The organism is Halomonas aquatica, from assembly GCF_040196335.1.
Taxonomy (GTDB): domain Bacteria; phylum Pseudomonadota; class Gammaproteobacteria; order Pseudomonadales; family Halomonadaceae; genus Halomonas; species Halomonas aquatica.
On the sequence record NZ_JBEGCJ010000003.1, the window covers coordinates 296809 to 312880 of the forward strand.

Sequence of the window (16072 nt, forward strand, 5' to 3'; positions counted from 1 at the left end):
GTCTCCCCGCCGGGATACGGCCATTGGCCGGTGGGGGATCGCCGTTAGGCATCAGGCACCCAGGCCGCTTTCGCGCAGCAACTGGTCGATGCTCCGCTCCGTGCGGGATGCGGCATCCTCGAGCAGTAACTGGGCCTCCAGGTCGGTCAGGCCATCCTGCACCAGGCGCTCGATCAATTCTGCCTTGGTTATGCCGGTATGTTTGCTTGCTCTCTCGAGGCGTGACTCTATCTCGCGGGAAAAACGCAGCAGGTGGGGCATGGTGGTGATCTCCTGAGAGAGTGGGTCGACGTCCAGTATCCCGACGCCGCATGACACCATCATGACGCCTCTGCCGGGCGAGGGGAACGCCTTTCGCCATTGCCTCAGGCCAGGCCGCGCCCCTTCATGACCTCGGTGATGATCGGCACCGGTGTCATCAGGTGCTCGCGCATCATCTCGGCGGCTGCCTGGGCGTCCCGCGACAGGATGACCTCGACCAGGGCGGCATGCTCGCGTCGCTTGCTTTCCAGGGCTTCTGCAGAGAAGACCGTCTCGCGCAGCCATAGGTGGCGGTAGCGCTCCACCTGATCGAAGAGGCTCTCGCGGACCTTCAGCAGGTGGGGAGAGTTGCAGCCGGCGGCAATGGCGGTATGGAAGGCCTTGTGGCGTGCATCCCACACCTCGAGCAGTTCCTCGGGGCTGTTGACCTCGGTCACCTTGGCCAGCGTATGGGCCTTGGCGAGGATGTCGGCCTCCCAGTCGTCACCGCCGCGCTGGATGGCCAGTTCCAGCACGAGCCCCTCGAGCTGGGCCCGGGCGTCGTAGATATCGGCGAGTTCCGACAGCGACATGGACGCCACCCGGTAGCCCCGCTGGCTGATGGCCACCACCAGGCTCTCGGCCACCAGTTGCGATAGGGCCTCGCGCAGGGGGCCGATGCCCAACCCGTAACGCTCCTTCAAGCCGGTCATCCGCAGCTTCTCGCCGGGGCTGAAGGCACCGCGGATGATGTCGCGTTTCAGCCAGTGATAGGCACTGACGCCGAGGTTCTGTTTCGATGTGGTGTCCATGACTCGCGGCTTCCCTGAATCTGACTGCCAACGTAAACGATGATCGCCACTATGGTGAATCGTGCCTGCAGACGTCAAAACATGGAAACACGCCTGGATCATGGACATTCTGCCGGTCATCGAGGCCAGTCGCCAGTGGGATGCCGTCTAGCGCTTCGCCGCAGTCCGTGAGGTGATCCGGAGACTCATGCCGCCGCCGGGTCGGTAGACACACCATTTGGCATCACCTGTGCCCTCAGTCACGACGGTGACGGAGTTCGGACCAGGCGGCATAGGTACTCAGGAAGACCCTGCCGGTCAGGGTGTCGAGCAGGTCGCTCTGCTTGAGCTTGTCCATCACCGGCCCCTTGACCTCGGCCAGGTGCAGGGTGACCCGAGAGTCATCGAGACGAGCGTTGATGGCATCCAGACTCTCGAGTGCCGAGGCATCGATCAGATTGACCGCCGAGCAGATCAGCACCACATGCTCGAGTTCGGGGCGGTTTGCCACCAGGGCGTAGATGGTGTCTTCGAGATAACGTGCGTTGGCGAAGTAGAGGCTCTCGTCGACGCGCAGCATGGCCACGTGGCTGATGGTCTCGGTCTCGTGGCGCTGGACGCTGCGGAAGTGCTCAGTCCCCTCGATGCGCCCGACCAGCACGCTGTGCGGACGGCTTGTCCGGTAGAGGAATAGCGCGATGGAGAGCAGCACCCCCGAGATGATCCCGGCCTCGACACCTTCCACCAGGGTCAGGACGATGGTCACCGCCATTGCCGAGAAGTCGCTTCGAGAGTAGCGCCAGGTCTGGCGCATCAGGGCAATGTCCACCAGCGTCAGGATGGAGACGGTGATGGTGGCAGCGAGGGTGGCGATGGGCAGGTGGTGAAGCAGCGGTGTCATTGCCAGCGTCACCGACCCGATGCCCAGCGCCGCGAAGAGGCCGGCCATGGGGGTGCGCGCCCCGGACTCGTAGTTGATCACCGTCCGAGAGAGTCCCCCGGTGACCGGCATGCCGCCGGAGAAGGCGGCCGCGAGGTTGGCGCCTCCCAGCCCCAGCAGCTCCTGGTTGGGCGAGATCCGCTCCCGGCGCTTGGCGGCCAGCATCTGGGCCATGGAGATCGATTCGACGAAGCCGATCACGCTGATCAGCAGGGCCGGGATCAGCAGCGCTCGCCACAGCGGCAGATCCAGGGGGGGCAGGGTCAGCGGCGGCAGCCCGCCCGGGATGGCGCCGACAACCGCCACGCCGTGTTCGGCCAGTTGCAGTCGCCAGCTCAGAAGCGTCGTCACGATCACCGCGATCACCGGTCCGGTCCGGGCCAGCAGCGAGGAAAGGCCCTGCGGCATCCTCATCGCCAGGAACATCCGCTCCCCCAGCCGTCGCATGCCGACAAGGAAGGCCAGGCAGGAGAGGCCAATGAGCAGGGTCGGCCAGTGGACCTGTTCCAGATGGCCGGCGAGGCTCGCCACCAGTTCCAGGGCGGTGAAACCGCTGGCCTCGATGCCGAGCAGGTGGGCGGCCTGGCTGGCGGCGATCAGCACCGCCGACGCGGACAGGAAGCCGGCGATCACCGGATGGCTCAGGAAGTTGGCGAAGAAGCCCAGGCGCAGCAGGCCCATGGCGGTGAGCATCAACCCCGAGAGCATCGATAGCACGAGCGCGGCCTGCAGGTAGTCCGGCGTTCCGGGCGTTGCCACGCCGGAGAGGGCCGCGCCGGTCATCAGGGCGATGATCGCCACCGGGCCCACCGCCAGGGTGCGGCTGGTACCGAGCAGGGTGTAGGCCAGCAGGGGCAGGATGCTCGCATACAGCCCGACCACCGCCGGCAGCCCGGCCAGCAGGGCATAGGCCAGTGACTGGGGAATCACCATCACGGTGACGATCACGCCGGCCAGCAGGTCCGCGCCGGCCAGCCGGCGCGTGTAGTGAGGCAGCCAGGTGAGGATCGGGAGGTAGCGCTTGAGCATCCTTACACGCCATGTCGGTGGCAGGGACGACGGGAGAGGACCCGCAGGCATGAATACCAGACTAAACGATATTGGTCTCGACGTTCAGGCTTGGTTAGCATCTAGTGAAACAGCGAATACCCATCACAACGCAGAAGGACACGCCATGAAGCCCGAGACTCTCGCCCTGCACCACGGCTATGCCCCCGACGACCAGCATGCCGTGGCCGTGCCGATCCACCAGACCACCTCGTTTTCCTTCGACAGCGCCCAGCACGCCGCGGACCTCTTCGACCTCAAGGTCGAGGGCAACATCTATTCGCGGATCATGAACCCCACCTGTGCGGTGCTCGAACAGCGGGTGGCGGCACTCGAGGGTGGCATCGCGGGCCTGGCCGTGGCCTCGGGCATGGCCGCCATCACCTACGCGATCCAGACCATCGCCGAGGCCGGTGACAACATCGTCTCGATCAGTGAGCTCTACGGCGGCACCTACAACCTCTTTGCCCATACCCTGCCGCGCCAGGGTATCGAGGTGCGTTTCGCCGACAAGGACGACATCGCCGGCCTCGAGTCACTGATCGACGCGCGCACCAAGGCGGTCTTCTGCGAGAGCGTGGGCAACCCCTCGGGCAGCGTGATGGACATGGCCGCCCTGGCCGAGGCCGCCCATCGCCATGGTGTGCCGGTGATCGTCGACAACACCGTGCCCACTCCCTTCCTGTGGCGGCCCATCGAGCACGGCGCCGACATCGTCATTCATTCCGCCACCAAGTACATCGGCGGCCACGGTACCACCGTTGGCGGTGTGATCGTCGACTCGGGCAAGTTCCCCTGGGCCGAGCACCCCGACCGCTTCCCGCTGCTCAACCAACCCGACGTCTCCTACCACGGCGTCTGCTACACCCGGGACCTGGGCGAGGCGGCCTTCATCGGCCGCGCGCGGGTGGTGCCGCTGCGCAACATGGGCGCGGCGCTCTCCGCCCAGGCGGCCTGGAACCTGTTGCAGGGCCTCGAGACACTTTCACTGCGCATCGAGCGCATCTGCGACAACGCCCTCAAGGTCGCGGAGTACCTGGAGGGTCATGACGCGGTGACCTGGGTGCAGTATGCCGGGCTCCCGAGCCACAAGGACCACGCCCTGGCTCAGCGATACATGGGCGGGCGCGCCTCGGGCATCCTCAGCTTCGGTATCCATGGCGGCCTGGAAGCCGGCGCGCGCTTCTATGACGCCCTGGGCATGATCCTTCGCCTGGTCAACATCGGCGATGCCAAGACCTGCTCGTCGATCCCCGCGGCCACCACCCATCGCCAGCTCAATGAGGAGGAGCTCAAGGCGGCCGGTGTCAGTCCGGACATGGTGCGCCTTTCCATCGGCATCGAGCACGTCGACGACATCATTGCCGACCTGGACCAGGCCCTGGCCGCCAGCCAGGCATAGCCAGGGTGGCGGGGCGTTCTGGTCTCGGCAGCGAGTCTGTTCAGGCCTGGTACTTGCGAAGGACCTGGCGGTCCAGCCAGCGCTTCAAGGTCACCGCCAGGCGCCCGCCCCACCAGCGTCGGCCTCGGATGGCGAGGCCCTTGCTGCCCAGGTCGAGGATGGTCACCGCCAGCTGCTGGGGGACATAGTGTCTCAGGGGTTTTCCGGACAGGCGTGCCTCGAGGTTGTCGAGCAGCACTGCTGTCTGCTGGAGGTCATGGATGATCAGTCGCGGCAGCATATGTTGCATCAGGGCCGCACAGTCGCCGATGGCGAAGATGTCGGGGTAGCCCGGGCTCTGCAGGGTATCCTCGACGGCCAGGCCGCGCCCGGGGATCAGCGGCAGGTGCAATCGCTCGACCAGCTCTGGCGGAACCAGCCCCGTGGCATACACGACATGGTCGGCCGCCAGCCACTGCAGGCTATCCTCGCCCCAGGAGACGCTCTGGGTGGTGTAGGTCAAGCCTCCCTGCGCATGACCGAAGACGTTGAGGCCGAACTTGACCGTGATGCCAAGACGCGAGAGATGGTGCATCAACCAGCGTACGGCGCCCTTCGGAGCCCCCTCCAGTAGCTGCTCGCCTCGGGTCACCAACAGGATATCGGAATGGGCGTTGAAGCGCCTGGCCAACTCGCTGAGCTGGCAGGCGACCTCCACGCCGCTGGCTCCGCCCCCCACGACGACCATCCGAGGCGTGAGCCCCAGGGAAAATTCCCTTTCAAGGCAGTGACGCAGCGCCGCCAGTTGAGCGAACGGCTTGACCGACCACACATGAGGGCCCGGCGTGCTCCGTGCCGGGGTAGGAGTGATGGAGCCCAGATTCAGGGAGAGCAGCGAGAAATCGAGCTCTCTTCCGTCTTCCAGCTGCGCGACCTTCGCCTGTGGATCGATGCTCGCCAGGCGACCGCGGATCGGCATCACGTCGTATCGCGCCGCCAGCCGGGCCGGATCCAGGCGACCCTCGGTGGCAGCGTCACGTCCGCCTAGAAGGCCGCTGGCCATCCCCGAATACCAGAAGCCACCGGGGTCGACCAGGGTGACTTCGGCTTCCCCGAATCGCTCGCGATGTCGAATCAGGTGGAGGTGGGCATGTCCGGCGCCGACCAGCAGCAGGTGGGGGCGTCCAGCGTCAGGCTTTATGGGCTTCATGGCGCGATGGTATCTGAAAGATCAGGGACGGGCGATATGCTCATCGCGATTGACGGTTCCTCGGGGAAGGGGCGTTTCAACGCGCCGGGATCCGGGATCTCGTCGTCCGGGCATGGGAATCCCAGGCCGACCAGGAGTAGAGGGCCAGGCCGATCCATATCAGCACGAAGGTGGCCAGCTTTGCCGGTTCCAGGGGTTCATGGAAGACCAGCAGGGCGATGAAGAACTGAATGGTCGGGTTCAGGTACATCAGGAACCCCAGCGTGGCCAGGCGAAGGCGACGAGCGGCGCCGGCGAAGGCCAGCAGGGGGAGGGCGGTGATCACACCGCTCGCGATCAGCAGGAAAGGGATGTAGCCATCCTGGAGAAAGTGAGAGAGCTCGGACTGGGCGAGCCAGCCCAGGGCCATGAGGCTCAGGGGCAGCAGCAACAGGGTCTCGACGAACAGTCCCGATAGGCCGTCGAGCGGCACCTGCTTTCGCAAGAGGCCGTAGGTGCCGAACGAGAAGGCTAGTCCCAGGCTGATCCACGGCAGCTCACCCAGCATGACCAGCTGGATCGCGATGGCCAGGACGGCCAGTCCCACAGCCACTCCCTGCAGGCGCGCCATACGCTCTTGCAGCACCAGCACGCCCAGTGCCACGTTGACCAGCGGGGTCATGAAGTATCCCAGGCTCGCCTGCAGCACGTGTCGCGTCTCCACCGAGTAGATGAATAGACCCCAGTTCAGGGCGATCAGCAGGGCGCAGCCCAATACTCGGCCCAATCGCCTGGGCTCCGCCAGGGCTTGGCGGATGGGCGACCAGCGGCCGAGCAGGGTGACCAGCACGGCCAGGAAGGCACAGGACCAGATCACCCGGTGGATCAGCACCTCATAGGCGGGCACGCCCTGGAAGAGGGCGAAGAACAGCGGGAAGCAGCCCCACATCGCATAAGCGGTGAGGCCGAAGGCCACACCCTGGCCGTTTTCATGTCGGGGAGACGCGGGCGAGAGGGACATGGTGGCCTCTGGTCAAAAAGTGGCCCAATATTAGCAAGCTATCAGGGAGGTCGCCATGGGCCGGGCGGCTGACGCGAAGACGACACTGGGGTAGGCTGGTGCTTTGTCACTTCACCTTGATGGAGCTTCCCATGAGCGAACTGAGAACCACCCTGGTGCAGTGCGATCTGCGCTGGGAAGACCCCGATGCCAACTGTCGGATGCTCGAGGAGACCCTGGGCGATCTCGGCGGCGACGACACGGACCTGATCGTGTTACCGGAGATGTTCTCCACGGGCTTCACCATGAATTCCCGTGAGATGGCCGAACCCATGGCCGAGAGCCGCACCGTGGCCTGGCTGCAGGAGCAGGCTAACCGACGCGGTTGTGTGGTCACGGGCAGCGTGGCCGTGATGGACGACGGCGACTACTTCAACCGTCTGATCTGGGCGCGGCCTGACGGCAGCCTGGTTCACTACGACAAGCGCCACCTCTTCCGCATGGCCGGCGAACACGAGCGCTATGCCATGGGCCATGAGCGTGTGATCGTCGAACTGAAGGGCTTCCGCATCCTGCTCACCGTCTGCTATGACCTGCGCTTTCCCGTCTGGCTGCGCCAGAAGCCGGGTCCCGAGGAGCACTTCGAGTATGATGCCATGCTCTGCGTGGCCAACTGGCCGGCCCCGCGTCGCCACCCCTGGCGCGTGCTGCTGCAGGCCAGGGCCATCGAGAACCTCTGCCCGGTGATCGGCGTCAACCGGGTCGGCGAGGATGCCAAGGGGCTTGCTTACGCCGGTGACTCGATGCTGGTGGATGCCAAGGGCGAGGCGCTGATCGACGAGCCCCGTGACGAGCCCTTCCTCAAGACGGGTACCCTTTCCCTCGATGAGCTGCAGGACTTCCGGGAGAAGTTCCCTGCCTGGCGAGATGCCGATCACTTCGGCCTCGCCGACGGGGTGGGCTACTGATGCGTCTGGACCGTTTCCTCTGCGAGACCACCGACCTGACTCGGAGCCTGGCCAAGAAGGCGCTGCATCGCGAGGAGGTGCAGGTGGACGGCGAGGTGATCAAGAACCCCGCCACCCAGGTCGACGATGAGCGTCGGGTCAGCTGGAACGGCGAGCCGTTGGCGCTTGTCGGCCTGCGCTACGTGATGCTCCACAAGCCCGCGGGCGTCGAATGCACATCCCGCAGAGGCCTCTACCCGCTGGTGCGCGAACTGATCGACCTGCCCCATGTGGAAAGGTTGCAGACGGTGGGCCGGCTGGACGTCGACACCACCGGGCTGGTGCTGCTCACCGACGATGGAAAGTGGTCCCACCGGGTCACCTCGCCGAAGCGGCGCTGCGGCAAGGTCTATCGTGTCACCCTCGCCGAGCCGTTGGAGGGAGTGACGCTTGCCGATGCCGTGAGTCGATTCGCCGAAGGGGTCCTGCTGGAAGGCGAGGAAAAGCCGACCCGACCCGCCGAACTCGAGATGCGTGAACCGCGAGTCGCCGAACTGACGCTCTTCGAGGGAAAGTATCATCAGGTCAAGCGCATGTTCGCGGCGGTCGGCCACCATGTGGAGGCCCTCCACCGCGAGTCCATCGGCCCCCTGGTCCTCGGCGAGCTGGCGCCCGGCGAGTGGCGAGAGCTCTCCGAGGCCGAGGTGGCGCAGTTCTGAGCCGTGCTCAGGCTCAGGCTACTCTCGGGCTGAGATTGCTCTCAGGCCCAGATTGCCCTCAGGAATAGGCCTCGATCCTTGCCCGCCCGTGGTGCTTGGCCGAATAGAGCGCCTTGTCGGCGAACCCGATCAGCGTCATGGGCTCATCGGCATGATCGGGATAGGAGGCGAGGCCGCAGGAGATCGACACGGTCTCGAGCACCCGGCCGTCATAGCGAAAGCGCGTTCGGCTCAGGATGTCCATCAGTTCGGCGAGACGAGCCTGGGCCATGGAGGTCGTCGCGCCCGGCATGACGATGCCGAATTCCTCACCCCCCATTCGGCAGACCGCGTCGGTCTCCCTGAAGTGATGGGTCAATAGCCGGCCCATGCCGATCAGCACAGTATCCCCCGCCTCGTGACCCTCGAGGTCGTTGAACTGCTTGAAGTGGTCGATGTCGAGCATCGCAAGGGTCAGCGGCGTTTCGTTGCGACGCGCCACGGCTCCCTCGTGCTCTAGCATCTCGTCGAAGTAGCGGCGGTTGTGCAGGCCGGTCAGGGCATCCTCGTAGGGAAAGCCCTGAAGCTTCAAGATCATCTCCTCGAGCTCCCGGGTGCGCTGGGCCACTTTCCGCTCGAGGGAATGATTCAGGCGTTGCAGTTCATCCTGGGTGTGGCGGAAGTTCCATAGCGAGATCATCACGATCACCAGCGCAAAGCCCAGTGCGCCGACGTTCAGCGGGACCCGGCGCCAGGCGAGCATTCCGTGTGCCACGGCCATGTCCACCACCAGCAGCAGGGCGAAGAGACCATAGCTGATGACGATCAGCTTCTGTTCGCCATTGAGTACCCCCAGGTGCATGACGATGATGGTGAACATGAGCACAAGGCTCGCCAACAGCACCGCATCGAAGGGAGGGAAGGTGCTGGAGAGGTCGATGATGCCGGCCATCGCGAGCCCCAGGGCCACTATCACGTAGCCCAGGTGGAACTGCCAGATGCGTCGTAACAGGATCGGACGTCGCTTGGCGAACCAGTGCTCCAGCATCAGTCCCATGGCCACCGGCAGGGTGAAGTAGCCCGCCGCGGCCAGATAGTCCCACAACAGGGGAATGTCGAGCAGCAACTGGCTGGCCTGGGTCTCGGCGAGCAGCATGATGCCCGATGACAGGGCAAAGAGCCCGATGGCGACGAAGCCTTGTCGGTTGGTCTTTATCACGGCGAAGACGAAGGCGAGCAGGGCGAGCAGCATCAGGAAGGCACTGGCCACCAGGTCGGCAGCGGAGCGCTCCAGGACATATTTCAGCAGGTCCATATGTTCCATCAGTTTGACCTCCCCCCACAGGCCGATGTCGGTGTAGTCGGAAAACACACGGAAATGGAGGGTCTTGCCTGTGAAGCTCTCGGGCAGGCGGATCATGTGCCAGGGCCAGCCCTCGAAGCGCCCCTCGCCCTTCTCATCGAAGAGACCGTACTGGTAGATCCGCTCGTCACCGAGCCAGACCTGGGTGATCAGGTCGACGCTGTAGATGTACAGCACCGGGTCACGCCATTCGCCCTCGGGCAGCGTGATGCGAAACCAGGCGTGCTGGTGGTCATCGCGACCGGGCGGATTGGAGGGGAAGGCGATAGGTCGCCACTCGGCCTCGTCCCCGGGCTCAGCGACCCAGACCGGTGTGCCGTTGGCCAGGAAGGGGGAGTCGCCCCATCGGTATTCCCAGCCCTCGTCGAGGTCCAACGCCATGCTGGCGTCGCAGGCGGGAGCGACGAGCAGCACGGCGATCAGCAGGGTCCCGAGCAGGGTCGAGAAGAGGGGTCTCATGGTGTCTCGTCGACATTTGGCAAGATTTCAGTGTAACCCAGTGTAATTTTCCGAAAAGGATTATTTGTCAACGTTCCCTTGCCAAGAGAGATGGGACCCCGCCGCCGTGGCACCGGGGTCCGTCTGCAACAGCGAAAGGCGTCTTTTAGTATACTTATACCGTTATCTTTCCATTCGGCGAGGGAAGGCCACATTCCCGAATATGTGCCTCGAAAAACGGCAGTCAATCGCCCGTTGCAGGAACGCCCATTGCTGAAAACGCCTTTCGAGAGGCCACAGCGAGGGTCAGTCGACCTCTGCGAGGCCGGCTGCCGCCACCAGGGCTCGGGTATAGTCGCTGGTGGGGCGCTCGAGCACCTGTCGGCAATCTCCCTGTTCCATCACCTCGCCGTCCTTGAGCACCAGTACACGGTGGGCCATGGCGCGCACCACCGCGAGGTCGTGGCTGATGAACAGGTAGCTCAGCCCGCGTCTGGACTGGAGGCCCCGCAGCAGTTCGACGAGTTGCTTCTGCACGCTGCGATCCAGCGCCGAGGTGGGTTCGTCGAGTACCACCAGTCGCGGCTCGAGGATGATCGCGCGGGCCACCGCGATGCGTTGACGCTGACCGCCGGAGAACTCGTGGGGATAGCGGGAGGCGCACTCCTCGGTCAGGCCGACCTCGCGCAGGGTGTCACGCACCCGGCGATCGACCTCCGCCATGGCGAGTTCTGGGTGGTGGAATCGCAACCCCTCGCTGACGATATCGAAGACCGGAAGGCGGGGAGATAGCGAGCCGTAGGGATCCTGGAAGACCACCTGCAAGCTGCGGCGCTGACGGCGCAGGTCATTTCCGTTCAGGCGATCGAGGCGCGCCCCGTCGAAGTCGATCTCGCCGTGACCCTGGCCCAGACGTAGCAGCGCCAGAGCCAGGGTGGTCTTGCCCGAGCCGGATTCGCCCACGATGCCCAGGGTCTCTCCCGATGCCACATGGAGATCCAGGGGCTTGACGGCCTCGAAGGGCGGCGGGCGCCTTGCAAACAGTCGTTTCGGGCGCTGAAACCGGACCCCGACGCCGCGGGCCTCGAGAAGGGGCGTCGGGTTCACGACGGGTGCCGGCCGCCCGGTCGGCTCGGCATCCAACAGCAGGCGGGTATAGGGGCTCTGGGGGCGGGTGAAGACCTCGCTCACCGCTCCGGTCTCCTCCACCTGGCCTTGGTGCATCACGCAGATCCGGTCGGCATGACGGCGCACCAGGTTGAGGTCATGGGTGATGAAGAGCATGCCCATGCCATGGACGTCACGCAGTTCGGCCAGCAGGGCGAGGATCTCCTGTTGCACGGTCACGTCCAGCGCCGTGGTGGGCTCGTCGGCGATCAGCAGTTCCGGTTCGTTGGCAATGGCCATGGCGATCATCACGCGCTGGCGCTGGCCACCGGAGATCTGGTGCGGCCAGGCATCCATCAGTTCCTCGGCACGCGACAACTTGACCTGCTCCAGCAGCGAAAGTGTGCGGTGGCGAGCCGCCTTGCCGGTGAGCCCCTGATGCATACGCAGGGTCTCGCCGATCTGCTTGCCGATAGGGTGCAACGGGTTCAGCGAGGTCATGGGCTCCTGAAAGATGAAGCCCACCCGGCTGCCGCGCAGTCCTCGCCAGCCCCTCGGTGAGAGGGTGGCGAGGTCGGTTCCGCCAAGTCGTCTTCCACCCTCGATCCGCGCGTTGGGGGGCAGCAGGCTCATGGCGCCCAGCGCCGATACCGATTTCCCCGAACCGGATTCACCCACCAGGGCCAGGGTCTCGCCGCGATTCACCGAAAGTGACAGCCGGTCGACCACAGTGACTTCGTCGAAGGCGATGGTCAGGTCGTCGAGTTGCAGCAGGCGCTCAGGCATCGCTCGTTGTCCTCGGGGTGGCGGCATGCTGAATATGGCGGGGATCGAAGGCATCGCGCAGCCCCTCGCCGATGAATACCAGCAACGAGAGCATCACCGAGAGGGTCACGAAGGCGGTGATGCCGAGCCACGGCGCCTGCAGGTTGTTCTTGCCCTGGGCGACCAGCTCACCGAGGGAGGGCGAGCCCGGTGGCAGGCCGAAACCCAGGAAGTCCAGGGCGGTGAGGGTGGTGATCGCCCCGGTGAACAGGAAGGGAATGAAGGTCAGGGTTGCGACCATGGCGTTGGGCAGGACATGGCGCCACATGATCAGGTGTGAGGGAAGGCCCATGGCACGGGCGGCACGAACGTACTCCAGGTTGCGGGCGCGCAGGAACTCGGCGCGCACCACGTCGACCAGGCCCAGCCAGGAGAAGAGCAGCATGATGCCCAGCAACCACCAAAGGTTGGGCTCCACCAGGCTCGCCAGGATGATCAGCAGGAAGAGCATCGGCAGCCCCGACCAGATCTCGGTGAAGCGCTGGCCGATGAGATCCACCTTGCCGCCGAAGTAGCCCTGGATGCCGCCGGCCAGCACCCCGAGCACCATGGATCCGGCCGTGAGTATCAGCGCGAAGATCACCGAAAGCCGGAAGCCGTAAATGACCCGAGCCATCACGTCGCGACCCTGGTCGTCGGTGCCCAGCCAGTGACGGGTGGTGGGCGGCGAGGGGGCGGGATGGTCCAGCGCCATGTCCAGGGTCTCGTAGGAGAAGGGGATCGGTGGCCAGAGCATCCAGCCGTTGGCGTCTATCTCGTCACGGATGAATGGATCACGATAGTCGGCGGGACTCGGCAGGAAGCCACCGAACTCGGTATCGGGATAGTCCACCAGCACCGGCGCGTACCACTGCCCCTGATACTGCATGACGATCGGACGGTCATTGGCGATCAGTTCGGCGACCAGGCTGACCAGGAACAGGACCGCGAAGATCCACAGCGATAGCCGTGCTCTCCGGTTGTCCCGGAAGACCGCCAGGCGGCGCCGGGTGATCGGCGATAGGCGAGAGGGGCGTGGGGCATTCATGACTCAGGACTCCCTTGTCTCGAAGTCGATGCGCGGGTCGACCCAGACATAGGTCAGGTCCGAGACCAGCTTCAGGACCAGGCCGATCAGGGTGTAGAGGTAGAGGGTGCCGAAGATCACAGGATAGTCGCGCTGCATCACCGCCTCGAAGCCCAGCAGGCCCAGGCCGTTGAGGGAGAAGATCACCTCGATGAGCAGCGAGCCGGTGAAGAAGATCCCCACCAGCGCAGCGGGCAGGCCGGCGATGATGATCAGCATGGCGTTGCGGAACACATGGCCGTAAAGCACGCGCCGGTCACTTGCACCCTTCGCGCGGGCGGTCAGCACGTACTGCTTGTGCACCTCGTCGAGGAAGCTGTTCTTGGTCAGCATGGTCAGGGTGGCGAAGCTGCCGATCGCCGAGGCGATCACCGGCAGGGTGATGTGCCAGAGGTAATCCTTGACCTTGCCCCAGGCAGACAGCTCGTCGAAGTCGGCCGACGTGAGGCCGCGCAGCGGGAACACGTCCCAGTAGCTGCCGCCGGCGAACAGCACGATGAGCAGGATCGCGAACAGGAAGCCCGGGATGGCATAGCCGACGATGACCAGGCCCGAGCTCCAGACGTCGAACCTGGAGCCGTGTCGCAGGGCCTTGCGGATGCCAAGCGGGATCGAGACCAGGTAGACCACCAGGGTGGTCCACAGGCCCAGCGAGATCGATACGGGCAGGCGTTCCAGCATCAGGGTGGTCACCTGCTCGTCGCGGAAGAAGCTCTCGCCGAAGTCGAAGGTGGCATAGTCGACGATCATGCCGAGGAAGCGCTCATGGGGTGGCTGGTCGAAGCCGAACTGCGTCTCGAGCTTCTCGATGAAGGCGGGGGGGACGCCTCGGGCACCGCGAGACTCACCGCTCGCCGTGACATCTCCACCGCCACCTTCCATGCGGGTGCTGGCCTGGCTTGAGAGGCCCTGGAAGCGGGCCAGCACCTGGTCGATGGGACCACCCGGGGCGGCCTGCACGATGATGAAGTTGAGCAGCATGATGCCCAGCAGGGTGGGGATCATGAGCAGCAGGCGGCGCAGAACGTAGGCGGCCACGGCGTATCCTTAAGCAGTCATATCCAAGCCAGCGTCTCGAGTCCTGACGGGGCGAGGCGGATCGGGGGGCCTTCGCCAGGGATGGAGTCTCCAGGGAGGGGTTTACAGAGCCTTCGCAGAGGCTTGCCCCGACAGCTGACTCCATACAGCCCTCAGCGATTGCGCTGGCGGTCCTCGATCTCCTCGGCGCGTCGGGGGTCCACCCACCAGGCGTGCAGGTCGAGGTTGTACTCGGGGAAGGGCTCCTGCCAGCCGAACTTGTTCCACAGGGCAATCCGCGTGTGCCCCAGGTGCCACTGTGGAATCACGTAGAATCCCCAGCGCAGCACCCGGTCAAGCGCCTGGGCGGCCGTGTCCAGTGCCTGCCGGGAGTCGGCGGCGATCAGGTCCTCGACCAGGTCGTCGATCACCGGCTCGCTGAGCCCGATCAGGTTGCGGCTTTGGGGAACATCAGCGAATTCGCTGGTCCAGAAGTCACGCTGCTCGTTGCCGGGGTTCGCCGACTGGGGGAAGCTGCCGACAATCATGTCGAAGTCGAAGCTACGCAGACGGTTGAGGTACTGGTTGACGTCGACGATGCGGATGTCGCCCTCTATGCCCAGCTTGGCGAGGTTCTGCAGCAGCGGCTGTACGACTCGCTCGAACTGGGTATCGTAGAGCAGCACCTCAAGGCGCAGGGGCGCCCCGCTGTCCCGGTGGGTCATCACCCCGTTGCGCACCGCGTATCCCGCCTCGTCGAGCAGCTCCAGCGCCCTGGCCAGCCGAGGTCGCAGTTCGTCCGGGTGCTCGATCGGCAACGGCGAGGAGAAGACCTCGTCGGGCAGGGACTGCCGATAGGGCTCGAGCATCTGGCGCTCGGCTTCGCTCGGCAACCCGTCGGCGGCCATCCCGGAGTTGGCGAAGTAGCTTCGCGTGCGCTCGTAGGCACCGTAGAAGAGGTTGCGGTTGAGCCACTCGAAGTCGAACGCCAGATTGAGGGCCTCGCGGACCCGCACGTCCTGGAACTTGTCGCGCCGCAGGTTCATGACGTAGGCCTGCATGCCGGCGGGCTGGCCGTCCGCCACCTCGAGACGCTTGACGAGCCCCTCTGTCAGGGCCGGGAAGTCGTAGGCGGTGGCCCAGTTGCGGGCGCTGCTCTCGATGCGCATGTCGAGGTTGCCGGCCTTGAAGGCCTCCAGAGCAACGGTCTGGTCGCGGTAGTAATCGTAGACCAGCCGCTCGATGTTGTGGCGACCGCGGTTCACCGGGAGATCCTTGCCCCAGTAGTCCGGCACCCGCTCGTAGACGATACGCCGTCCCGGATCCACCGTGGCGATGCGGTAAGGACCCGAACCGAGCAGGGCGTCACGGGTGGTCGCCTCGAAGTCTCGGTCCTCCCAGAAGTGGGCCGGCAGGATCGGCAGCTGGCCGAGGATCAGCGGCAGTTCCCGGGACTCGCTGTCGGCGAGGTCGACGTGCACGGTGTCCTCGTCCACGGCCCGAATGTCGACCACGTCGGCATAGTAGGCGGCATAGAACGGCTGGCCCCGTTCGGTAAGGGTCTCGAAGCTGAAGATCACGTCTTCTGCGGTGACCGGCTCTCCATCATGGAAGCGCGCCTCGGGATGAAGGTCGAACTCGATCCACTGGCGCTCGGGGTCCAGGCGCACGCCCTCGGCGAGCAATCCGTACATCGAGAAGGGCTCATCGGGATTCTGGGTCAGCAGGGTATCGTAGATCTCGGTCAGCCCGGTGGCCGGGGTGCCGCGAATGATGAAGGGGTTGGTAGAGTCGAAGCTGCCGATGGCCGAGCGGATCAGGCTTCCGCCCACCGGGGCGTCGGGATCGGCATGGGGCAGGTGCGTGAAGCCCGCAGGAAGGCTCGGTTTGCCGTAGAGCGCCAGGCCATGCACGGTTGGCACCTCGGTGGGGGTGGCCGCCAGGGCCGGTCCGCCGAGCAGCGCACCCAGCAGAAGGCCCAGGCCAGGGGCAGCATGTCGCATCGATCAGCATCCTTGTAGCA

General features: G+C 65.1%; 13 protein-coding genes. 3 read left to right on the forward strand and 10 right to left on the reverse strand.

Features of this window, described 5'->3' with window-relative positions:
* Positions 1-51 precede the first annotated feature (51 nt).
* From ABE960_RS07690 to ABE960_RS07700, 3 genes are all read right to left on the reverse strand, one after another.
* A complete protein-coding gene (locus ABE960_RS07690; protein ID WP_349761658.1) occupies positions 52-324 on the reverse strand; it encodes a hypothetical protein in 273 nt (90 codons plus the stop codon).
* A 41-nt stretch (positions 325-365) separates the two neighbouring features.
* On the reverse strand, positions 366-1052 hold the full coding sequence (csiR, locus tag ABE960_RS07695) for a DNA-binding transcriptional regulator CsiR (protein ID WP_349761659.1): 687 nt from the start codon (positions 1050-1052) through the stop codon (positions 366-368).
* A 235-nt stretch (positions 1053-1287) separates the two neighbouring features.
* The gene (locus ABE960_RS07700) at positions 1288-3000 is read right to left on the reverse strand and encodes a SulP family inorganic anion transporter (protein ID WP_349761660.1); all 1713 of its coding nucleotides are present in this window, start codon (positions 2998-3000) and stop codon (positions 1288-1290) included.
* Positions 3001-3145: 145 nt separating this feature from the next.
* Between ABE960_RS07700 and ABE960_RS07705 the strand changes: the two genes are divergently transcribed.
* Positions 3146-4420, forward strand: a complete 1275-nt coding sequence (locus ABE960_RS07705) for an O-acetylhomoserine aminocarboxypropyltransferase/cysteine synthase family protein (RefSeq protein WP_349761661.1) — start codon at positions 3146-3148, stop codon at positions 4418-4420.
* 40 nt (positions 4421-4460) lie between these two features.
* On the opposite strand, the gene ABE960_RS07710 is transcribed toward ABE960_RS07705, so the two are convergent.
* A complete protein-coding gene (locus ABE960_RS07710) occupies positions 4461-5609 on the reverse strand; it encodes an NAD(P)/FAD-dependent oxidoreductase (RefSeq protein WP_349761662.1) in 1149 nt (382 codons plus the stop codon).
* Positions 5610-5685: 76 nt separating this feature from the next.
* Positions 5686-6609, reverse strand: coding sequence for an EamA family transporter RarD (rarD, locus tag ABE960_RS07715; protein ID WP_349761663.1), 924 nt, complete (start codon positions 6607-6609; stop codon positions 5686-5688).
* 131 nt (positions 6610-6740) lie between these two features.
* On the opposite strand from rarD, the gene ABE960_RS07720 reads away from it, so the two are divergent.
* Together ABE960_RS07720 and ABE960_RS07725 are read left to right on the forward strand one after the other, a co-directional pair.
* The gene (locus tag ABE960_RS07720; RefSeq protein WP_349761664.1) at positions 6741-7556 is read left to right on the forward strand and encodes an amidohydrolase; all 816 of its coding nucleotides are present in this window, start codon (positions 6741-6743) and stop codon (positions 7554-7556) included.
* The gene (locus tag ABE960_RS07725; RefSeq protein ID WP_349761665.1) at positions 7556-8254 is read left to right on the forward strand and encodes a pseudouridine synthase; all 699 of its coding nucleotides are present in this window, start codon (positions 7556-7558) and stop codon (positions 8252-8254) included. Before ABE960_RS07720 ends, ABE960_RS07725 begins: the two co-directional genes overlap by 1 nt.
* A gap of 58 nt (positions 8255-8312) precedes the next feature.
* On the opposite strand, the gene ABE960_RS07730 is transcribed toward ABE960_RS07725, so the two are convergent.
* The 5 genes from ABE960_RS07730 to ABE960_RS07750 all read right to left on the reverse strand — a co-directional run bounded on the left by ABE960_RS07730 (position 8313) and on the right by ABE960_RS07750 (position 16052).
* The gene (locus ABE960_RS07730) at positions 8313-10055 is read right to left on the reverse strand and encodes a sensor domain-containing diguanylate cyclase (RefSeq protein WP_349761666.1); all 1743 of its coding nucleotides are present in this window, start codon (positions 10053-10055) and stop codon (positions 8313-8315) included.
* Between the two features lie 285 nt (positions 10056-10340).
* A complete protein-coding gene (locus tag ABE960_RS07735) occupies positions 10341-11927 on the reverse strand; it encodes an ABC transporter ATP-binding protein (RefSeq protein ID WP_349761667.1) in 1587 nt (528 codons plus the stop codon).
* Positions 11920-12993, reverse strand: a complete 1074-nt coding sequence (locus ABE960_RS07740) for an ABC transporter permease (RefSeq protein WP_349761668.1) — start codon at positions 12991-12993, stop codon at positions 11920-11922. Before ABE960_RS07740 ends, ABE960_RS07735 begins: the two co-directional genes overlap by 8 nt.
* A 3-nt stretch (positions 12994-12996) precedes the next feature.
* Entirely contained in the window at positions 12997-14070 is a 1074-nt protein-coding gene (locus tag ABE960_RS07745) for a microcin C ABC transporter permease YejB (RefSeq protein ID WP_349761669.1), read from the reverse strand.
* 152 nt (positions 14071-14222) lie between these two features.
* On the reverse strand, positions 14223-16052 hold the full coding sequence (locus ABE960_RS07750) for an extracellular solute-binding protein (RefSeq protein WP_349761670.1): 1830 nt from the start codon (positions 16050-16052) through the stop codon (positions 14223-14225).
* Positions 16053-16072 lie beyond the last annotated feature (20 nt).

Excerpts from the sequence above, each read along its gene's own strand:
- ABE960_RS07690 (WP_349761658.1), bottom strand. The coding sequence starts at position 324 with ATGATGGTGTCATGCGGCGTCGGGATACTGGACGTCGACCCACTCTCT.
- csiR (WP_349761659.1), bottom strand. The coding sequence starts at position 1,052 with ATGGACACCACATCGAAACAGAACCTCGGCGTCAGTGCCTATCACTGG.
- ABE960_RS07700 (WP_349761660.1), bottom strand. The coding sequence starts at position 3,000 with ATGCTCAAGCGCTACCTCCCGATCCTCACCTGGCTGCCTCACTACACG.
- ABE960_RS07705 (WP_349761661.1), top strand. The coding sequence starts at position 3,146 with ATGAAGCCCGAGACTCTCGCCCTGCACCACGGCTATGCCCCCGACGAC.
- ABE960_RS07710 (WP_349761662.1), bottom strand. The coding sequence starts at position 5,609 with ATGAAGCCCATAAAGCCTGACGCTGGACGCCCCCACCTGCTGCTGGTC.
- rarD (WP_349761663.1), bottom strand. The coding sequence starts at position 6,609 with ATGTCCCTCTCGCCCGCGTCTCCCCGACATGAAAACGGCCAGGGTGTG.
- ABE960_RS07720 (WP_349761664.1), top strand. The coding sequence starts at position 6,741 with ATGAGCGAACTGAGAACCACCCTGGTGCAGTGCGATCTGCGCTGGGAA.
- ABE960_RS07725 (WP_349761665.1), top strand. The coding sequence starts at position 7,556 with ATGCGTCTGGACCGTTTCCTCTGCGAGACCACCGACCTGACTCGGAGC.
- ABE960_RS07730 (WP_349761666.1), bottom strand. The coding sequence starts at position 10,055 with ATGAGACCCCTCTTCTCGACCCTGCTCGGGACCCTGCTGATCGCCGTG.
- ABE960_RS07735 (WP_349761667.1), bottom strand. The coding sequence starts at position 11,927 with ATGCCTGAGCGCCTGCTGCAACTCGACGACCTGACCATCGCCTTCGAC.
- ABE960_RS07740 (WP_349761668.1), bottom strand. The coding sequence starts at position 12,993 with ATGAATGCCCCACGCCCCTCTCGCCTATCGCCGATCACCCGGCGCCGC.
- ABE960_RS07750 (WP_349761670.1), bottom strand. The coding sequence starts at position 16,052 with ATGCGACATGCTGCCCCTGGCCTGGGCCTTCTGCTGGGTGCGCTGCTC.